Source organism: Kordiimonas pumila (assembly GCF_015240255.1).
Lineage (GTDB): Bacteria > Pseudomonadota > Alphaproteobacteria > Sphingomonadales > Kordiimonadaceae > Kordiimonas > Kordiimonas pumila.
The window spans coordinates 1,803,443-1,820,922 of sequence record NZ_CP061205.1; the positions used below are offsets into that span (position 1 = coordinate 1,803,443).

Here is a 17,480-nt window from a genome sequence, read left to right on the forward strand (position 1 = left end):
GTATAGTTTGGTAAAAGTTGAGTGGACAAAAATATGTCAAAAGTTTCATCAATATACCGGTACCCGGTTAAGGGCCTGAGCGGCGATTTGTTGCCTGAGGTAATGCTTACAGCTGGGAAGGGTGTTCCTCATGACCGGCAATTTGCCATCGCTCTGGGAGATACACATTTTGATCCTGCAAATCCTGAGTATTTGGGTAAGCGCCATTTTTTAATGCTTATGGTTGATGCCAAGCTTGCCGAGCTTTCGACAGCTTATAATGCGTCAGAGAATATACTCACGATTTTAAAAGACAGTGCTGTTGTCTATAGCGGCAGGCTGGATGTTAAAGATGATGCGGATCGCCTTGGTACATTCTTTGATGATTTCATGAACGGTAAAACCCGCGGTGGTGCCCGGCTCGTGACCGCAGAGGGACATATGTTTGCAGATATTCCTGATCAGAATGTTTCTCTGATCAATCTGGCAAGTGTTCGTGATTTTGAAGATAAAACCGGATTGGTGGTGGATCCGATGCGTTTCCGCGGTAATATCTATATAGATGACATGCCTGCATGGTCAGAGTTTGATCTGGTAGGGAAGAGCTTTAAAATCGGTGAAGCTGAGTTCAAGGGCAAGGAAGTTACAACACGCTGTGCTGCTGTGAATGTAAATCTTGAAACTGCCGCACGGGATATGAATATACCGCTTACGTTAAAGAAAACATACGGCCATTCTGATATGGGTATATATGCCGATGTTATCAAAGCCGGTGTTATAAAACCGGGTGATAAGCTGGAACTGCTTTAAAGCCATAGGGTTTAAATAACCTGAGACATATCAGGGTTTGAGAATGATTTAAAAGGCATAGTGCTGATAGCGCTATGCCTGTTTTTTTATGTCCAAACACACAGCGCTTCGAGCTTCATTGGTGTGCCTCCTGCAAAATGACCAAAAAAAATGCATAAAAACGTTATTTTAACGATAATAGCAAACTATATGCAGGTTTATATCAACAGTGTGTGCAGTTAAAATCGTCGATATGAGGAGATGGTTCACTCAATTACCAATCAGGAGCGTTGAAATGTCCAAGTCTAAACTGTGGTTACGGGATGAGTTTCGTGAAACAGAGCGCAGATCACCACTTTTGCCGTCAAGTGCAAAGGAATTGATCGCGGCAGGCATGGAAGTTGTTGTAGAGCGATCTGAGAAACGCATTTTCCCTGACCATGAATATGAGGCGATGGGCTGCCAGATGGCGGAATCCGGCGCTTGGGTTGATGCGCCAAAGGGCACAACTGTTCTGGGCTTAAAAGAATTACCAGAAACACCTGCGGAACTGAAAAACAGCCATATCTATTTTGCGCATGCCTACAAGCAGCAAGCAGGCTGGCAAAAGCTGCTGGGCCGTTTTGTGCGTGGGGGCGGAGAGTTGCTTGACCTTGAATATATGGTCAATGCGGAAGGCCGCCGTGTAGTGGCTTTTGGTTACTGGGCAGGTTACATGGGGGCAGCACTTGCCCTTATGCAGTGGTACGACAGAGTTGCTGACCGACCATCCGTTTTAGCCGAAGGCCTGCATTCATTTGAAAATAGCGTAAGTCTTGATGAGAAAATCGAAAGCCTCAAGATAAAAGGTAGCAGGCCAAAGGCACTGGTCCTGGGTGCTCACGGTAGGGGCGGCAAAGGGGCTGTTGAAATTTTGAAACGCCACGGCGCGATTGTAACAGAATGGGACCGCGAAGAAACCGCAAACCTTGACCGTAAAGCACTGCTGTCGCACGATATTCTGGTGAACTGTGCCTTTGTGGCGAGTAAGATTCCTGCTTTTGTAAGGTCGGATGATATTGGAGCAGAAGGGTGTAAGCTGAAAGTTATTACAGATGTTTCCTGTGACCCATTCAGTGATTTTAACCCGCTCCCCCTTTATAATGCGCCAACAAGTTGGAAAGAGCCTTTTGTGACTGTTGCTAGAAACGGCGCAGAGCTTAATCTGATTGCGATAGATAACCTGCCTTCTTTATTGCCACGTGAAGCAAGCATGGAGTTTGCAGGCCTCTTGTTGCCATATCTGAAAACGCTGGATGCTAACCCAGTTTGGGACGCAACACGCAGTTCTTACCAACATGCGCTGAAAGCCATTGAAAAAAGTAACGCGGCCTGAAACGATATTGGCAGCTTACTGCGATAAGCAACCCATACAGGGAAGAGTATAGTATGACACATAAAACATCCATTCACTGGGTCGGTGCGGGTTTGGCGTCAGGCCCCGGTATTGTTTCAATTGCCAAGTCTTACGGTAACTTGACTGTATGGGACATGACATCAGACCGAGCTGAAATGCTTAAAAAGCAGGCTGGCCAAGACGCTGATATGCAGGTGAAGCTTCTGGACCTTGGTGATGATGCTTCGGTTGCTGGTTTTAAAGCGGCAATCGCTAAAGGCGATATTGTTGTATCCATGCTTCCTGCTGCCTTGCATATTCAAATGGCTGAAATAGCCCTTGAAACGGGGGCGCATCTGGTAACGTCAAGTTATGTATCCCCTGAGATGCAGGCTCTTGATAACAGAGCAAAAGAGGCCGGCATTGCGCTTGTGAACGAGGTAGGGCTGGACCCGGGTATCGACCACCTGTTTACGCATTTACTTGTAGATGCTGCCCAAAAAGCGAGTGTTCTTGGATGTGGTAATGCTATTGATTTTGTCTCTTACTGTGGCGGCATACCGGCTGTTAAAAATGACTTCACTTACAAATTTGCATGGACACCATACGGTGTTCTTACAGCCCTTAAAAACCAAGCCCGCTTTATTGAAAATGGTGCTGAAAAAACTGTCACAAAAGCATGGGAAGATGTTTCAGAACTGGCGATCCATGGTGAAACTTTCGAAGTGTATGCCAACCGCAATAGTGTTCCCTATGTTAAAGAATATGGTCTAGACGGTGAAACAAACCTGCAAAAATTTGTGCGTGGCACCATTAGGCTTGAAGGCTGGAAAACAGCATGGAAAGATATTTTCAACGAAGTAGATACAGCTGACACTTCAGCGTTGAAAGAGCTTTCCGCGAAGCTGTGGAAAGACTATGCTTACGGCGAAAAAGAAGAAGACCGTGTTGTTTTGTATGTGGCCTTAACGGCCCAGAAGTCTGACGGTAGTGTTTGGGAAGGTTCCCTTACACTTGATGAAAAAGGCAGTGGTTGGAAAACGGCAATGGCGGCAACCGTGTCTCTGACAGTTGCAGAGGCTGTGTTAGCTGTCGCTGGCGGCGATATGGCTGCTGGTGTGCATGCGGCAATCACAGACGTGGCTAAATGCCGTAAATGGTTAAACGGCCTTATAGGTAACGGCCTTTCGATCAAGGCAGAAAATGTAAGCCTCTAAAGCAGGCGGCTGAATTATTAAAGTATAAGTTTAAGGACAGATAATGGATATTAAAGATATTTTTTCTAAGCTTGGGTTAGACGAAAAAAGCCTGAACTCAGGCTCGCTTGAAGTTTTTACACCTGTTGATGGCAGTAAGTTTGCAAGCCTGAAAACTGATAGTGCAGCAGATGCAGACACTAAAATTGCGGCGGCTGTAGAGGCCTTTAAAATATGGCGCACTGTGCCAGGCCCACGTCGGGGCGAATTGGTGCGCTTGCTTGGTGAGCTGCTCCGTAAACACAAGGAAAGCCTTGGTGCACTTGTAAGCTATGAGTGCGGTAAGATTTACCAAGAAGGTCTCGGCGAAGTGCAGGAAATGATCGATATTTGTGATTTTGCTGTTGGCCTTTCCCGTCAGCTTTACGGTCTGACGATCGCGTCAGAGCGCCCCGGTCATAAAATGCGGGAATACTGGCAGCCTATTGGCCCCGTTGGCATTATTAGCGCCTTTAACTTCCCAGTTGCAGTTTGGGCATGGAATGCGGCGCTTGCGCTTGTGTGCGGCGACAGCATTATCTGGAAACCATCAGAAAAAACGCCGGTTACTGCAATTGCCTGCCAGAAGCTGTTTGAAGAAGCTTGTAAGCAGTTTGGTGCCGATGCGCCTAAAGGACTGTCGCAGCTTCTCATCGGTGAACGCGATATTGGCGAAGTGCTGGTAAACGACAAACGTGTACCGGTTATCAGTGCAACAGGTAGTACTGCAATGGGCCGTATAGTTGGGCCAAAAGTTGCTGCTCGCTTTGGCCGGACAATTCTGGAGCTTGGTGGTAATAACGCTATCATCGTGGCACCGTCGGCTGACCTTAATCTTGCCTTCCAAGGCATCCTTTTTGGTGCTGTTGGCACATGCGGCCAGCGCTGTACATCTACACGCCGCATATTTGTGCACGATGATGTGTATGATGCGCTCGTGCCGCGCCTGAAAAAAGCGTATGCTGGCCTTTCTATTGGCAGCCCACTGGATGCAAAAACACTGGTTGGCCCACTGGTTGATAAGCTGGCGTTTGATGCTATGGAAAAAGCCCTTGCAAAAGCGAAAGCCGAAGGCGGTGAGATTACTGGTGGTGGGCGTGCGCTTGCTGATAAATACACTGAAGGCTACTATGTGAACCCTGCAATCGTGGAGATGAAGGGCGCTGCGGATAACGTGCAGGAAGAAACTTTTGCCCCTATCCTTTATGTGTTCCGTTACACAGATCTTGAAGAAGCGATTGCCCGTCAAAACGATGTACCACAGGGGTTGTCTTCTTCTATCTTTACCCGCGATGTTCTGGAAGCTGAAATTTTCACCTCTGAAGCCGGTAGTGACTGCGGTATTGCGAATATTAATATTGGCACATCTGGTGCTGAAATTGGCGGTGCCTTTGGCGGTGAAAAAGAAACAGGTGGTGGGCGCGAGAGTGGCTCAGATGCTTGGAAAGGCTATATGCGCCGTATGACAAGTACGATGAACTATTCTAAAGCGCTTCCGCTTGCGCAGGGCATTACATTCGATACATCAGAATCGTAAAACCCACTGTATGATGAACAGAAAACACCCCGATAGCGTTATGCTGCCGGGGTGTTTTTTATGGTTTTTCTGGAATGATTGTTACCCGAAGTTTACGGTACCAAGTGATGCAGGTGACGTAATGCTTTTAAAGCTTCGCGCCATAGCTTTCAGGTTTTCAGAGGTGTAAAGGTCATAAAAATATTGGTTTTTTGGGCCAATAGCGTGTTCGGCGCTGTAGCTGCCGGCAAACTTATTCACAACAATATCAAACACCCATGTTCGTAATTCTCTCTCAAACGCAACATCGTTTGCACGCGGATCGTCTTTTGCCAGAACTAGGTTAAAATGTAGTCCGCCGTCGCCCACATGGCCAAAATTACACATAGTAACGCCAGAAAATATTGTGGGTAGAGCGGTTTCCATGAAGCGGGTGAAACGCATTGCATTTGCCCGCCGAAAAGAAACGTCAAAAGCAATGAGCTTGCCCATGCTTTTCACGCCTTCTGATATAGCGTGCCGAAGGGCCCACATTTCTTCGGGCCTGCCAATAAGAGCATCAGCGAGAGGTTCATTTTTATCCTCCCATATTTCAGCAAGCACAGCCTCAAGCATTTCTGGTAAGGGTTGTTCGCCTTCTCGTTCTGGCCAGTCACGGCTCACTTCAGCAAGAATGATATAGTCTGGCACAGTGCCGCCCGGAAACGGGTTCGTGAGTGATGTTACATGGCTATAGGCCGCTGACACTGCATTTTTTGACATACCTTCAAAAGCGCTCAGGCATATGCCAAGCTTTGCTTCCATCAGGCGCATCAGGGGGGCAACTGCCTCTAGGCTGGACGGTATCAGGTAAGCTGTCGCGCTTTGCATGGGTTTTTGGACAATATTCAATACACATTCTGTTACCACACCAAAAGCACCACTGGTGCCAATGAACATCTGTTTCCAATCTACGCCCGTGTTGTTTTTACGCAGCGTGTTCGTGAGGTTTAGTACTGTTCCGTTTTCATCGGCAAGTACAACGGTAAGACCAAGCGTGTTAGCACGTACATCGCCGTAACGCAGGCAGCGTGTGCCGCCCGTGTTGGTGGCTATCATCCCGCCAATGCGAGGATCAGCGCCAAGGTCAATCGGGAAAAAAAGGCTTTCTTTTTCAAGGGCCTCATTAAGTGTGGAAAGCCGAATGCCAGCGCTGACATGAACAGATTTATTATCAATATCAAGATCGATAATGGTGTTGATCCGGTCTAGGCTTAAAATGCCCTGCGTGCCGGTGTCGTTTGGTGTAGATGCCGAAACCAGACCTGTGTTTCCAGACTGTGGCACAAGATGGATATGATGTTGGGCACAGTAAGCAAGAAGTTTTGACGTTTCTTCTGTGTTTGCTGGGCGGGCTACAAATGCAGCCTTGCCCATGTCATAGCGTGCTCCTGTGACATACGGCACCATATCGGCTTCCGCTGTTATGAGGCCTTTGTTGCCGAGAAGGCTTAAAAGCGCATCACTATGTATCTGCATGCTCATCTGTTTCTTCCTGTTCGTCAGCGTTAGGCTGCCCGGGCTGGCTTCAGGGTTTCCTTGCATTTTTGTTTTGATTGTTCTTCAGCGGTTTCATACAGCCCAAATTCGCTGATAACAGGGGCGCCGAGCGCTTCCTCGAATAATTTCTGGTTTGGGCTTTCCGCGAAATCATTTGCCGCATTATCACCAAGGTTTGACTGAAAGATGCCCGCCGCACTAACAGGCAAAAAATCTTCATAGGTTAGAGGGTCAAACCTGACAAGGCCTGCTTTTATAAGGTCATCAAGGGAGCCATCCTCACCGCCAGTATTGGCAATATCCTTGCCTTTGCGTGTTACAGAATACCGGAAAAAAGCAAGACCTTGCTTGCGCATTTCTGCATATGTATCTGGAAACTCTTGGAAAGTTTTTGCCAGAATGCTGCGATACTCTTCTGCGTTAGAGCCATCGGCTTTGGGTGTTATCAGTGTGCGGGTTTTGGCAAGCAGTTTGTCATAGAGTGCTCGGCCTTTTTGCGTGAGGGCACACCCGCGTTGTTCAATTTCACCAAAGCGCGCTGTATGATAGCCTTCTTTCCACTGGTTTTCACCTTCAAGGAAAGCAACTTTTTCATTCAGGGCCTTGAACGATGTTTGGCGTAGTAATATGGCGCATTTACGCGTTGGTGGCCCTTCCACTACTGCTTTGGGTGTTATGCCTTGCCGTGGCATTTCCTTTTGCACCATATCAATGTCGAGGGTGCAAGGGGTCAGGTGGTTAATATGGGGGCCTTTAAAGGATACAACATCTGCAATAAGGCGGTGGGCATCATGCAACTGATGATACAGAGCTTCGCTCACATTTGCTTTTTCGTGCCAGCGAAATGTCTCGAGAGCTTCGGCTATGAAGCTATATGCATCTGTTTCGCTCAGGCCTTTTTGGCGCTCAGCTTTTTCTATCAAGGCTTTAACCCCAGCTGTGAAAATATCGCGTTGCTCAACGGTCGCAAGGGCGCTTTCACGTAGGTTTTGATCCGGAATAAGGTCAAGCCTAAGGAGCGAGGTGAAAACACGGAAGGGGTTTTTCTGTAAATCAGCATCGGCAACAGGCCTAAAGGCAGTAGAGTGAACCGGTATGCCTGCAGGGCTAAGGTCGTAATAGCCCACTGGCTCCATGCCCATAACAGCGAACAGGCGGCGCATCATGAATAGTTCCTCTGGTTTGCCAAGCCTGATTGCGCCGTGGCGTTCTTCGGAAATGCGGTCAAGCTGGCCTGTCACCTCCATACTTCTGTGCAAGGCGGCATCGTTTGAAAGCATTTCATGGTTTATACTCGAAACCATATCAAGCAGTGTGCCGTATGTTGGCACTTCTGTGCGGTACATGGCTGACATTGCCGCAGAAAATTTAGCGCGAATTTCACTGGGGGAGATAAAAGTAACCTGCGTCATTTAAATGTGCTCCGTTCAGGTGGGGATGCCCGAAAAAAGGGTTCGTTTCATATCAACACCATACGGTTAGATCTTCCATAGTGAAGTGCTCATTTCGACGGAAATGATATTTTTAATATACAAAAAACCGTAATTACCGTTGAAGTGATTATTATATCCTTATCGTAAAGGAGTATAAGCTTTATGAATGGGCTATTCTAATACTATTATTTTGTAAATTATCCGCTCAATCAGCTATCTACGGGCTTATGTGAGTTTTACTTGTATGTATGTATAACTCTATTTGACATAAAAGCGGAAAAACCGTTAAAGTGATTATATGGATAAAGTGGATGAAAAATTATTAGGGCTATTGAGTAATAATGGGCGGGAGCCAACAGCCTCCCTTGCTCGTAAGCTTAAGCTTTCGCGGTCTACTGTGCAGGATCGTATAGCGCGGCTTGTGGACCGGAAAATTATTTCAGGGTTTACGGTACGTTACCACGACGAATATGCTCTAAAACAGATTATGGCTCATGTGTTAATTACTATTGATCAGCGTCATGCACAGTTGGCCATTATTGCTATGAAAAAGAACCCGGCAATTAAGGCGCTTCATGTGGTTTCTGGCCCCTATGATATGATTGCTATCATTAGCGCGCCAACCATAGATGAGGTTGACAGAACGCTTGATGAAATTTGCGCCATTGAAGGTGTGGATAAAACCACCACGGCCATTGTGCTTTCAACTAAAAAAGACGTTTAATCAATAAGATGACGTTGGGTATGGAAAGTTATTCCGGTTTTTATATCTTCTTGCGGTGATGAAGTTTGTGATGGGGGGCCGCTTTCACGGAGTGGGTAGTAAAAGCGGCCATTATAGTGCTCAGTGTAAGTTGCGAGGCTTATTTCCCTGTTTTTAGGTTCCAACTGCCGAGAGTTTTCAGCATCTCTGCATCTGTATTGTCGAGCTTTAAGGGGGCTATGGTAATATAGCCTTGGGTGAACTCATAAGAATCGCTGCCGGGAATTTTAGAATCAGGATATGTAATTTGAGGCGTAAACATGCCGTCTTCTGTTATTTCAAAGCTTGAAACCTCGACCACATAGTCGCCCTGCGGTGTTGCTTTCACCCCTTTTATCGTTGCAGGAATATTTATATTAAGCATTGTACCTTCAGGGATTCCATTTTTGCGAATTTCAGGGACTAGTGTATCAATAAAATGCGCAGCATCGCCGTATGACCCTTTGTGGGCGGTATCGCCGTCCAGAGAAACGGCAATAGAGGGGATTTTATAATAAAGGGCCTCCATGGCAGCGCCAATCGTGCCGGATAGCTGGCTGGCAGAACCTACATTGTCGCCGCTGTTGATGCCGGAAATAACTAAATCAATTTTTTTCCCAAGTTTGTTTGCCATTAAAATGCCAAACCGGGCGGCATCAGCGGGCATGCCGTACACTGCGTAACTGTGGCTGGCGCCTGATATCTGCTGGGGTTCAATTTTCATAGGGCCTTCCCATAGGTTGGTGCCGTGCCCTTTGCCGCCCCACTTTACGGCAGGTGCGGCTACTATAATTTCAGCATTGTCAGAGAGGGCATCAACCAGTGCAATTAAGCCTGCGTCAGTGATGCCATCATCATTGGTTATCAATATACGGTATGGTTCATCAGCGTTGGCGCTTATGGAGCCTATGGTTAGTGTGGTTAGGGCGATGAGAATATATTTGATCACATTAATCTCCTGACTGGTATTTTTTTGCTAAAAATATTGTGCTATAGATTTTATTTGTACAGTAATCATTATAATATGAACCTTGTACGCCGTTTTCTAAATATGATCACATTTTTTAGATTTTAGCGGTTTATCAGTATAAAAGCTATCATGCTTCTGCTATAAGCCGGTGGTGCTTATCACGCGCCGCGCGCTGCATTATTGTCAACTTCCCGTTAGGGGAAATGGTACTATTATGTGCCGGTTGGGCAAACCCATATCGGCGATAGAATAAAGCGCGTCGACAATAGAGTTATACAGAGGAATTAAAATGTTGCAGAAAAATACGAATGCAGCACTGCATGCAAGACGTCAAGGTGCTGTTGCAAACGGCGTAGCTAATATTACGCAAGTATATGCCGACCGCGCCGAAAATGCGGAAATATGGGATGTTGAAGGCCGTCGCTATATCGACTTTGCTGCGGGCATTGCGGTGGTCAATACCGGCCACTGTCACCCCAAAATCATTGCTGCTGTTGAAGGTCAGTTAAAGAAATTTACCCATACATGCTTTCATGTAGCACCTTATGGTAGCTATGTTGAGTTGGCTGAGCGCTTGAACGAGCTTGTGCCGGGCGATACGCCTAAAAAAACCATGCTGGTGTCCACCGGTGCGGAAGCTGTTGAAAATGCTATTAAAATCGCGCGGGCTTATACTGGCCGCTCTGGCGTTGTAGCATTCTCTGGCGGCTTCCATGGCCGTACGATGATGGGTATGGCTTTAACGGGTAAAGTTGTGCCGTATAAAGCTGGTTTTGGGCCTTTCCCTGGGGAAATTTTCCACGCGCATTTCCCGACAGCCTATACAGGCACGACAGCCGCAGACAGCATTGATGATTTGAATACCCTCTTTAAGGATGATATTGAGCCAAGCCGTGTTGCGGCTATCATTATTGAGCCAGTGCAGGGTGAGGGCGGTTTTAATATTGCACCTCCTGCCTTGCTTCAGGCACTACGTACATTCTGTGATGAGCACGGCATTCTCTTGATTGCAGATGAAATTCAAACTGGCTATGCCCGCACAGGGAAAATGTTTGCGACAGAATACTCTGGTGTAGAACCAGACCTTATAACAATGGCAAAAGGCATTGCCGGTGGTTTCCCTCTCTCGGCTGTTACTGGTAAAAAAGAGATCATGGATGCACCTGCTGTTGGCGGTCTTGGCGGTACATACGGCGGTAACCCTGTTGGCTGTGCTGCAGCGCTTGCTGTTCTTGAGGTGATTGAGGAAGAGAAACTTTGTGAGCGCGCCCTTCATATTGGCGAGGTTGTGACCAAGCGGCTGCGTACGCTTCAGGCTGCGAACCCTGGTGGTGTGTTTGGGGATATTCGTAATCTGGGAGCGATGATTGCACTCGAGCTGGTGCATGACGGTGATATCAAAAAGCCAAATGCGGACCTTACCAAGGCATTGGTACAAAAAGCCCAAGAAAGAGGCCTTATTTTGCTTTCCTGTGGCACACGCGGGAATGTTATTCGCATGCTTACACCGCTTACCATACCAGATGCCAACCTGAATGAAGGTATGGATATTCTGGAAGCCTGCATGAGAGAGCTGGGCGCGGTTGCTTAATTTAGGCTCCGTAATTGATCAAAAGCCCGGTTTCTCCGGGCTTTTTTTGTGACTCGTCTAGGTGCGCAAGGCGCACCGGTCGAGACTTTTTAGTCATCTTTGCAGGGCTTTGTATTATCGGTTAAGCTTCAAGGGATTTTATACCCATCAAATCGGGGGGAACCTGTAACTATGTTGAATAAAAAACTGGCTTTAAGCCTCAGTAGCTTTGCAATTGCTGCAACATTGACCTTGTCTGGTGCTGCGTCTGATCAGGCAGCTTTAAAACCTGTAGTTAATAAAGGTGAAAAGTTCCTGTCGTATGATTGGCCTATTTTAAAAATAGGCACGGCAGAATATAGTGAAGGACCAACCGGGGTTACGGTCTTTCACTTTGACAAAAAAGTATATTCTGCGATTGATGTGAGGGGCGGCGGACCGGGCACTGTGAATGCGCCCTATATGCAGCTCGGTTATGATATGCCTGAGCTTGATACGGTGGTGCTTTCAGGTGGATCATGGTACGGATTAGAGGCCGTAACAGCAGTAGCCTCGGCGCTTAAGGACGATGATATCCGCGATGGCGGCGCTTTTACAAACCCGCCTAATATTGCCATGTCTGTTGGTTCGATTATTTTTGATTTTGGCGGCAGACGTCTGAACGAAATATACCCTGACAAAAAGCTTGCGCAGGCTGCGTTTCGTGCGGCAGAACACGGCAAGTTCCCTCTTGGGGCAGAAGGCGCTGGGCGCTTTGCAGTAACCGGTGGCTATGTTGGCTGTAATGCCAAGTCTGGCCAGGGTGCTGCTTTTCGGCAAATTGGTGATTTGAAAATTATGGCGTTCACGGTTGTAAATGCCCTCGGTATGGTAACAGACCGCGATGGTAGTTTGGTCGCGTGTTACAAGGGTGAAAGCTGGCCAACGAATTTAAAGACGAGCGAAGTATTGCAGGCTTTCCCTGATAGTAAACGGTCTGACTGGTCTGGTGTTGGTGCCTCTGAAGGTAAAAAGCGTGAAAACACAACGGTTAGTCTTGTTGTTGTAAACCAGAAAATGGAAGTTGCTGAATTAGAGCGCCTTGCTATGCAGGTGCATACATCCATGGGGCGGGCATTACAGCCATTTGCCAGTATTTATGACGGCGATGTACTGTATGCTGTGTCAACCGCTGAACTTGAAACCCCTGAATTGCCAGCGATTGATGTAGGTACAATTGCTTCTGAGGTTATGTGGGATGCGGTCTTGGCTTCTGTGCCAGAGCAACCGAAGGCTGATACGCCTGCTGAGAACCTGAAAATTAAGGCATCCAAGCTGAAGTCCTATGTGGGCAACTACACATTCAGCCAGTTTGTAAGTGTTAATGTAACGGAAAAAGATGGCGCGCTGTATGCGCAGGCATCAGGCACGCGGCCTGCTTATGCAATAGGGGTTGAGGAAGCTGTTCCGTTGGTGCCGGTTTCAGAAAACAGCTTTATGGTACCAGGAAGATACCCGCTGACACTTTCTTTTGCACAAAAGGGTGAGCTTGTTCTAAACCCGGGTCACTGGCAGCAGGTGGGTAAGCGCTAACTAAGCCAATTTGGAAACGTAAAAGGCCAGCAAGTTTGCTGGCCTTTTTATGAAGTCTTTGCTGGTTTGCTTAGCCTACGAAAGCTTTTTCAACCACAAACTCGGCAGGGCGGGCATTTGAGCCTTCCGTAAGGCCGTTTTGCAATAGAATATCCCGCACATCGCTAATCATTTGGTTTGAGCCACAAATCATGCCGCGATCTGTTTCCGGGTTGAAAACATCGAGACCAATTGTTTTTGCAAAATCACCATTTTCAATCAGTGTTGTAATGCGGCCTTGGCGGTAATAGTCCTCACGGGTTGTGCTTTCATAGTAAGAAAGCCGGTTCTTTGCTATCTCACCTAAAAATTCATGCTCCAGCACTTCATTTACAATCTTGCGGCTATAATCTAACTCTGCCGTATCGCGGCACGTGTGTGTTACGATGATGCGTTCGAATTTGTCATAGGTTTCCGGATCCCGGATAACACTGGCGAACGGAGCAAAGCCAGTGCCTGTAGAGAAAAGGAAAAGACTTTTCCCGGGTGTCAGCGCGTCGTGTACGAGTGTGCCAACTGATTTTCTGTTAAGTAAAATCTTGTCTCCGGGCTGAATTTTTTGAAGGCGCGAGGTTAGCGGGCCGTCTGGAACCTTGATAGAAAAGAATTCAAGCTCTTCATCCCAGTTTGGGCTGGCTATAGAATAAGCGCGCATAAGCGGTTTGCCACTGTCTGCCTCAAGCCCGATCATTACAAACTCACCAGAACGGAAACGGAATCCGCTTGGGCGTGTAATTCGAAATGAAAACAGCCTGTCTGTCCAGTGCTCGACCGATAAAACGGTTTCAAGCGTTGGGCCTGTGGGGGAAGCCTGCTTCGCACTTACATCTACATTCATATTCATGCTCTAACTCCGTCAAACATATTTGCGCTGCTGCCAACCAAATTATGGGGAGGGTAACACCGGCTTTTTAGTAATTGATAAACGTCTAATTGAGAGTGGTTATCAATTACTGTCGCATTGCACACTGAGTACATAGAGGAATAAACGTGAAAATGCATCCGGAAAATTGCATGTTTTGGCTGAAATTGCTGTTTTTTTTTAACCTGACACGTTAGGGGAGCTTAATGATTTAATAGAATTTATTTCTTATAAATATCAGTTTTAAATTTATATTTAGAATATTTATATCAAAAATTTGATTTTTGGTAAAAATATTTTTCAATGCAGCTTTTAACCGCAGATGTGCATTCTTCTTGTGGTTTGTGATTGCGCTGTAGGGTGATGTGGCCATTTTGTATCAGTAATCTGGCCGTTATACGAACTGTATGATCAGTTCAGCTAAGCTAGGTCTGGCTATTTGGTGTATCAAGCGTCCTCTTGGCTGGCTATATTTATGAGGAATGCATGTACTTTGCGTTGAAGTGTTTTGTAATACTGGCCTTCATCATCGGTTGCTGTGTGCAAAAGACGTAAAAGTGTGAAATCTATGTTTAATATGAAGGTTGCCAGCAAAAAGCGCTTTTCCTCGGGCATATTAGGAGCTTGGCGCGCAACTAAGTCAGCCATTCTACTTATGAAGAGGCGCTCATACTTGGAAACAATGGCTTTAAGGCCCGGGTTGCTTTCACTCGCATTCCGCAGTTCTGGGCCAATCTTTGATGTTAGCCCCTGTTGGCGTGTTGCCTGGTCGTAAGCGGTCATGTTATCACTCAGGGATGATTGGTTCCCTTGTTGCAACATAGTTTTATCGAAAAGCTCTATTCTGGCTGATAGCCTTTGCTCACAAATGCCTTCAAGCAAGGCTTGCTTATTTGGGAAATAATCATAAATAGAGCCAACCCCTAAACCTGCTTCAATAGCTACTTTTCGGATGGTTAGTTTCTGGATTCCATCCCGAAGCATGACGGCGTTTGCGGCACTGATGATTTTATCAAGGGTTTCTTGCGCGCGCGCCTGCGAGGGCTTTTTCTTTAGTTTCATTCATTAGTCCTAGATTTTCGGTTTGACCCTATCTTGAATAAGGGGCTGGATCAAGTATGAGAATGGTGGGTTATCTTTTGAATATTTTGAAGTTGCTTACCTGTATATATTTATCGCTAGTAATTATTATTTTCGAAAATAATCATCATAATGATGAGTTATAACTATTTTAATAGCTAATGCCATGGTATTCATTCTATAATTTCGAAATTAATTTGTGAAATAAAGGAGCTCAAGAAGTAAGGGGGCAGTATGGCTAAGTCGATATGCGGCTTTTACTGTTTTATCTTAGTTCTATGAGTGAAATAGAATATATGCAGACATCAGAATCTGAAAAAGTAATGGTTAAAACACTCGCTGATTATGCTTACAAAACTATTCGGGCAGATATTATTGCTGGTGCTTTGCCTCCCGGTGAAAAGCTACGCCTTGAGATGCTTTGCAAGCGCTATGATATTGGAATGAGCCCGCTTCGCGAAGCGCTCGCCAGACTTATTGGTGATAACCTTGTGAAAACAGAAGGGCAAAGAGGTTTTTGGGTTTCTGGGCTATCTGTCGAAGAGCTTGATGATCTAGTCCGTGTGCGTAACTTGATTGAAACAGAGGCTTTGCAACTTTCTTTGCAACGTGGTGGGGACGCGTGGAAGGCAAAATTAACGGAAGCTTTTGAAAGGCTTACTGCAGCAGAAGAGCGCCTCGCGAGCGGCGATGAAACTGTCCTGAAGGAATGGGAAGATATGAACCGTATCTTTCATCAGGTTTTAATTTCTGAATGTGGATCACCCTGGCTCATGCGGATGCTGGCTAACCTTTATCAACAGTCAGAGCGCTATAGAAGAATATCAATTCACCAGAACACGCCTGACCGAGATGTGCATGAAGAGCACCATGCTATTTATGAAGCCGCGATGGAAAAACAGACCTTGAAAGCAAGCAGGCTGATTGAGCGGCATTTAACCAACACCGCCGATGCTGTGAAACGTGCTTTTTACGACATGTCTGAAGGTGTGGGTTCTTAAAGAAATGAACGGTATAAAGTAGCTTCTTATGGATACCCGGGTTGCTATTATTAGTCGAAATGGTCAAAAACAAATGGAATTGCTCTAATTACGGCGACCCGCCCGGCTAGCATATGGCTAAGGCCATCCAGTTTATGGAATTCAAAAGTATCAAGCTGTGAATCAAGTTCTGCCGCTAGGTTGATAGTGTTTTGAACCATGGCGAATTCTGCCATTCGTGCTTTTAATTCTTCGGGGTTGTCCCGTGTGGCCAAAATTTTGCGATCAGGGGTATCCTCATGCGAGCCAACAGTTAATAAAACTCGAAGGCGTTGATTTTGCTGCACGCGTATTTGATCCTTGAGGGTAAGAATATGCTTGTTACCAAACCATATAGACGGGCTGGAAATGAGATAGTTTTGAAATTCCGATGTGGCGGTAAAGAGGGTGTAAAGTGCAAACAGCCCTCCATATGAATGGCCATAAAGCGACTGATCTTGTTTATTAATTTTATGGTCTTTTTCAATGACTGGCTTTAGGTCATGGGTGATGAAGTTTAGAAAACTTGATGCACCACCAGTACCTTCGGGCTGTTTGTTTTCATCAGGAAGAGGGATGGTTAGGTCTACAGCGCGTTCTTTGTTGGCCTCCATCGTCTCAGGGTATCCTATACCAACGATGACAGCAGGTGTTTCTTTTACGCCTGCGGCATAGCGTGCAGCGGGGCCGATAATTAAAGGGAACATCTGAGATGAATCCGTTACATAGATAACAGGAAAGCCTTCCTCAGGAGCTTGCTCTTTAGGAGAATATACAGATATGCGGTAAATACGGCCATTTTCTGTGCCGGTAATATCAAACTGCGAGGTGTTTTCAAGGGTAAGCGGGGCTGCATTTGTGCTTACATCGGTCAGGGCTAGGCATGCGCATAGTGTAACTAAATAGAGAGAAAAGCGCTTCCAATAGCTGGTGATTGCCATATGAACTACCTTGTTGCTTGTTTGTATAGATGCTTTGAACAGGGACAAAGCCCTGATGTTTTTTAGTTTCCAGGCCTAAGCTGGCCTGGAAACTGCTGGAATAGGTTTAGTGTGTCATGCAGGCTTGTGGCATGCTAGCAATCAGTTTCCATGTTTCTTCGAAGCCGTCAATGGCTGCTTTCTCGCCTTTGCCATTTGCTTCACCTGCAATGAGCGCCCAAATAAGACCACCTTTGCTGTCATAGAATGAAAGAGTACGCGTAAAGCCGTCACCAGCAGGCAGTTTGGCGGCATAAATTGCTTTTACATCCGTTGGGTCAACATGAGAATGAATGCCATTGCCATTGTCCGCATATAAATCTGCGAGTGGCCCATCGCCAGGCTGTGTCATGGGTACCAAGCTTGGGACAACAAAGGTGTGAACTTTGTTTTCAGTAAAAACCAGCCCAACAGATGTTTCGGCACCCCATGCTTCAACGCTTGCCCACACTTTTTTGAAAACTTCTGGGCTGCCAAGTGTGCCTACAGTTAAATCACTAGGAAGGCTTGTTGCGACTTTACCCTCAAGTATGTCGAGAGTACGTGCGGCAACTGGTAAGGGCTTTCCTGGGCGCTTGTTGGTGACAAAATCAGTGACAAGAGCTTTTTCATCGGCTGTTGCACAGAATTGTTGCTCATAATTTGAATGTGCCTTGGCTACGCCGCTGGAAGCGATCACCATTGCTATAAAGGGTATTGAATACGTAAGTTTTTTCATGTTCTACTCCTGATTATTCTTCGGAAGCTCCGATTTTTATTTTGTGTTATTTTTAGGGATGT

At 46.3% G+C, this 17,480-nt stretch carries 15 protein-coding genes; 8 read left to right on the forward strand and 7 right to left on the reverse strand.

Going from position 1 to position 17,480, the window contains the following annotated elements; genetic code table 11:
• Positions 1-33: 33 nt before the first annotated feature.
• The 4 genes from ICL80_RS07630 (at position 34) to amaB (ending at position 4,915) form a co-directional block, all read left to right on the forward strand.
• Positions 34-789, forward strand: a complete 756-nt coding sequence (locus ICL80_RS07630) for an MOSC domain-containing protein (RefSeq protein WP_194215495.1) — start codon at positions 34-36, stop codon at positions 787-789.
• A gap of 274 nt (positions 790-1,063) precedes the next feature.
• A complete protein-coding gene (locus ICL80_RS07635) occupies positions 1,064-2,143 on the forward strand; it encodes a saccharopine dehydrogenase (protein WP_194215496.1) in 1,080 nt (359 codons plus the stop codon).
• 53 nt (positions 2,144-2,196) lie between these two features.
• Complete coding sequence (locus tag ICL80_RS07640; protein WP_194215497.1) at positions 2,197-3,360, forward strand: saccharopine dehydrogenase family protein; 1,164 nt, start codon at positions 2,197-2,199, stop codon at positions 3,358-3,360.
• Positions 3,361-3,403: 43 nt separating this feature from the next.
• On the forward strand, positions 3,404-4,915 hold the full coding sequence (gene amaB, locus ICL80_RS07645) for an L-piperidine-6-carboxylate dehydrogenase (protein ID WP_194215498.1): 1,512 nt from the start codon (positions 3,404-3,406) through the stop codon (positions 4,913-4,915).
• Positions 4,916-4,996: 81 nt separating this feature from the next.
• Here amaB and ICL80_RS07650 read toward each other — a convergent pair whose 3' ends face one another.
• Both ICL80_RS07650 and hglS read right to left on the reverse strand, forming a co-directional pair.
• A complete protein-coding gene (locus tag ICL80_RS07650; protein ID WP_194215499.1) occupies positions 4,997-6,418 on the reverse strand; it encodes an FAD-binding oxidoreductase in 1,422 nt (473 codons plus the stop codon).
• Positions 6,419-6,441: 23 nt separating this feature from the next.
• On the reverse strand, positions 6,442-7,845 hold the full coding sequence (gene hglS / locus ICL80_RS07655; protein WP_194215500.1) for a 2-oxoadipate dioxygenase/decarboxylase HglS: 1,404 nt from the start codon (positions 7,843-7,845) through the stop codon (positions 6,442-6,444).
• 319 nt (positions 7,846-8,164) lie between these two features.
• Here hglS and ICL80_RS07660 point away from each other — a divergent pair, with 319 nt between their 5' ends.
• Entirely contained in the window at positions 8,165-8,590 is a 426-nt protein-coding gene (locus ICL80_RS07660) for an Lrp/AsnC family transcriptional regulator (protein WP_194215501.1), read from the forward strand.
• A 139-nt stretch (positions 8,591-8,729) separates the two neighbouring features.
• Here the strand turns inward: ICL80_RS07660 and surE are convergent, their stop codons facing one another.
• The gene (gene surE / locus ICL80_RS07665) at positions 8,730-9,557 is read right to left on the reverse strand and encodes a 5'/3'-nucleotidase SurE (RefSeq protein ID WP_194215502.1); all 828 of its coding nucleotides are present in this window, start codon (positions 9,555-9,557) and stop codon (positions 8,730-8,732) included.
• Between the two features lie 310 nt (positions 9,558-9,867).
• Here surE and gabT point away from each other — a divergent pair, with 310 nt between their 5' ends.
• Together gabT and ICL80_RS07675 are read left to right on the forward strand one after the other, a co-directional pair.
• Entirely contained in the window at positions 9,868-11,169 is a 1,302-nt protein-coding gene (gene gabT / locus ICL80_RS07670) for a 4-aminobutyrate--2-oxoglutarate transaminase (protein WP_194215503.1), read from the forward strand.
• 171 nt (positions 11,170-11,340) lie between these two features.
• A complete protein-coding gene (locus ICL80_RS07675; RefSeq protein ID WP_194215504.1) occupies positions 11,341-12,720 on the forward strand; it encodes a P1 family peptidase in 1,380 nt (459 codons plus the stop codon).
• Between the two features lie 70 nt (positions 12,721-12,790).
• Here ICL80_RS07675 and ICL80_RS07680 read toward each other — a convergent pair whose 3' ends face one another.
• Both ICL80_RS07680 and ICL80_RS07685 read right to left on the reverse strand, forming a co-directional pair.
• Entirely contained in the window at positions 12,791-13,603 is an 813-nt protein-coding gene (locus ICL80_RS07680) for a ferredoxin--NADP reductase (protein ID WP_194215505.1), read from the reverse strand.
• A gap of 465 nt (positions 13,604-14,068) precedes the next feature.
• A complete protein-coding gene (locus tag ICL80_RS07685; protein WP_194215506.1) occupies positions 14,069-14,683 on the reverse strand; it encodes a TetR/AcrR family transcriptional regulator in 615 nt (204 codons plus the stop codon).
• Between the two features lie 314 nt (positions 14,684-14,997).
• On the opposite strand from ICL80_RS07685, the gene ICL80_RS07690 reads away from it, so the two are divergent.
• Complete coding sequence (locus tag ICL80_RS07690) at positions 14,998-15,702, forward strand: GntR family transcriptional regulator (RefSeq protein ID WP_194215507.1); 705 nt, start codon at positions 14,998-15,000, stop codon at positions 15,700-15,702.
• 50 nt (positions 15,703-15,752) lie between these two features.
• Here ICL80_RS07690 and ICL80_RS07695 read toward each other — a convergent pair whose 3' ends face one another.
• Entirely contained in the window at positions 15,753-16,661 is a 909-nt protein-coding gene (locus ICL80_RS07695) for an alpha/beta hydrolase (protein ID WP_194215508.1), read from the reverse strand.
• A gap of 106 nt (positions 16,662-16,767) precedes the next feature.
• Entirely contained in the window at positions 16,768-17,418 is a 651-nt protein-coding gene (locus ICL80_RS07700; protein ID WP_194215509.1) for a ChuX/HutX family heme-like substrate-binding protein, read from the reverse strand.
• Positions 17,419-17,480: the final 62 nt, after the last annotated feature.

What these genes read in the sequence shown, in the direction of transcription:
- ICL80_RS07630 (WP_194215495.1), top strand. Translation starts at nt 34, where the DNA reads ATGTCAAAAGTTTCATCAATATACCGGTACCCGGTTAAGGGCCTGAGC.
- ICL80_RS07635 (WP_194215496.1), top strand. Translation starts at nt 1,064, where the DNA reads ATGTCCAAGTCTAAACTGTGGTTACGGGATGAGTTTCGTGAAACAGAG.
- ICL80_RS07640 (WP_194215497.1), top strand. Translation starts at nt 2,197, where the DNA reads ATGACACATAAAACATCCATTCACTGGGTCGGTGCGGGTTTGGCGTCA.
- amaB (WP_194215498.1), top strand. Translation starts at nt 3,404, where the DNA reads ATGGATATTAAAGATATTTTTTCTAAGCTTGGGTTAGACGAAAAAAGC.
- ICL80_RS07650 (WP_194215499.1), bottom strand. Translation starts at nt 6,418, where the DNA reads ATGAGCATGCAGATACATAGTGATGCGCTTTTAAGCCTTCTCGGCAAC.
- hglS (WP_194215500.1), bottom strand. Translation starts at nt 7,845, where the DNA reads ATGACGCAGGTTACTTTTATCTCCCCCAGTGAAATTCGCGCTAAATTT.
- ICL80_RS07660 (WP_194215501.1), top strand. Translation starts at nt 8,165, where the DNA reads ATGGATAAAGTGGATGAAAAATTATTAGGGCTATTGAGTAATAATGGG.
- gabT (WP_194215503.1), top strand. Translation starts at nt 9,868, where the DNA reads ATGTTGCAGAAAAATACGAATGCAGCACTGCATGCAAGACGTCAAGGT.
- ICL80_RS07675 (WP_194215504.1), top strand. Translation starts at nt 11,341, where the DNA reads ATGTTGAATAAAAAACTGGCTTTAAGCCTCAGTAGCTTTGCAATTGCT.
- ICL80_RS07680 (WP_194215505.1), bottom strand. Translation starts at nt 13,603, where the DNA reads ATGAATATGAATGTAGATGTAAGTGCGAAGCAGGCTTCCCCCACAGGC.
- ICL80_RS07685 (WP_194215506.1), bottom strand. Translation starts at nt 14,683, where the DNA reads ATGAAACTAAAGAAAAAGCCCTCGCAGGCGCGCGCGCAAGAAACCCTT.
- ICL80_RS07690 (WP_194215507.1), top strand. Translation starts at nt 14,998, where the DNA reads ATGCAGACATCAGAATCTGAAAAAGTAATGGTTAAAACACTCGCTGAT.
- ICL80_RS07695 (WP_194215508.1), bottom strand. Translation starts at nt 16,661, where the DNA reads ATGGCAATCACCAGCTATTGGAAGCGCTTTTCTCTCTATTTAGTTACA.
- ICL80_RS07700 (WP_194215509.1), bottom strand. Translation starts at nt 17,418, where the DNA reads ATGAAAAAACTTACGTATTCAATACCCTTTATAGCAATGGTGATCGCT.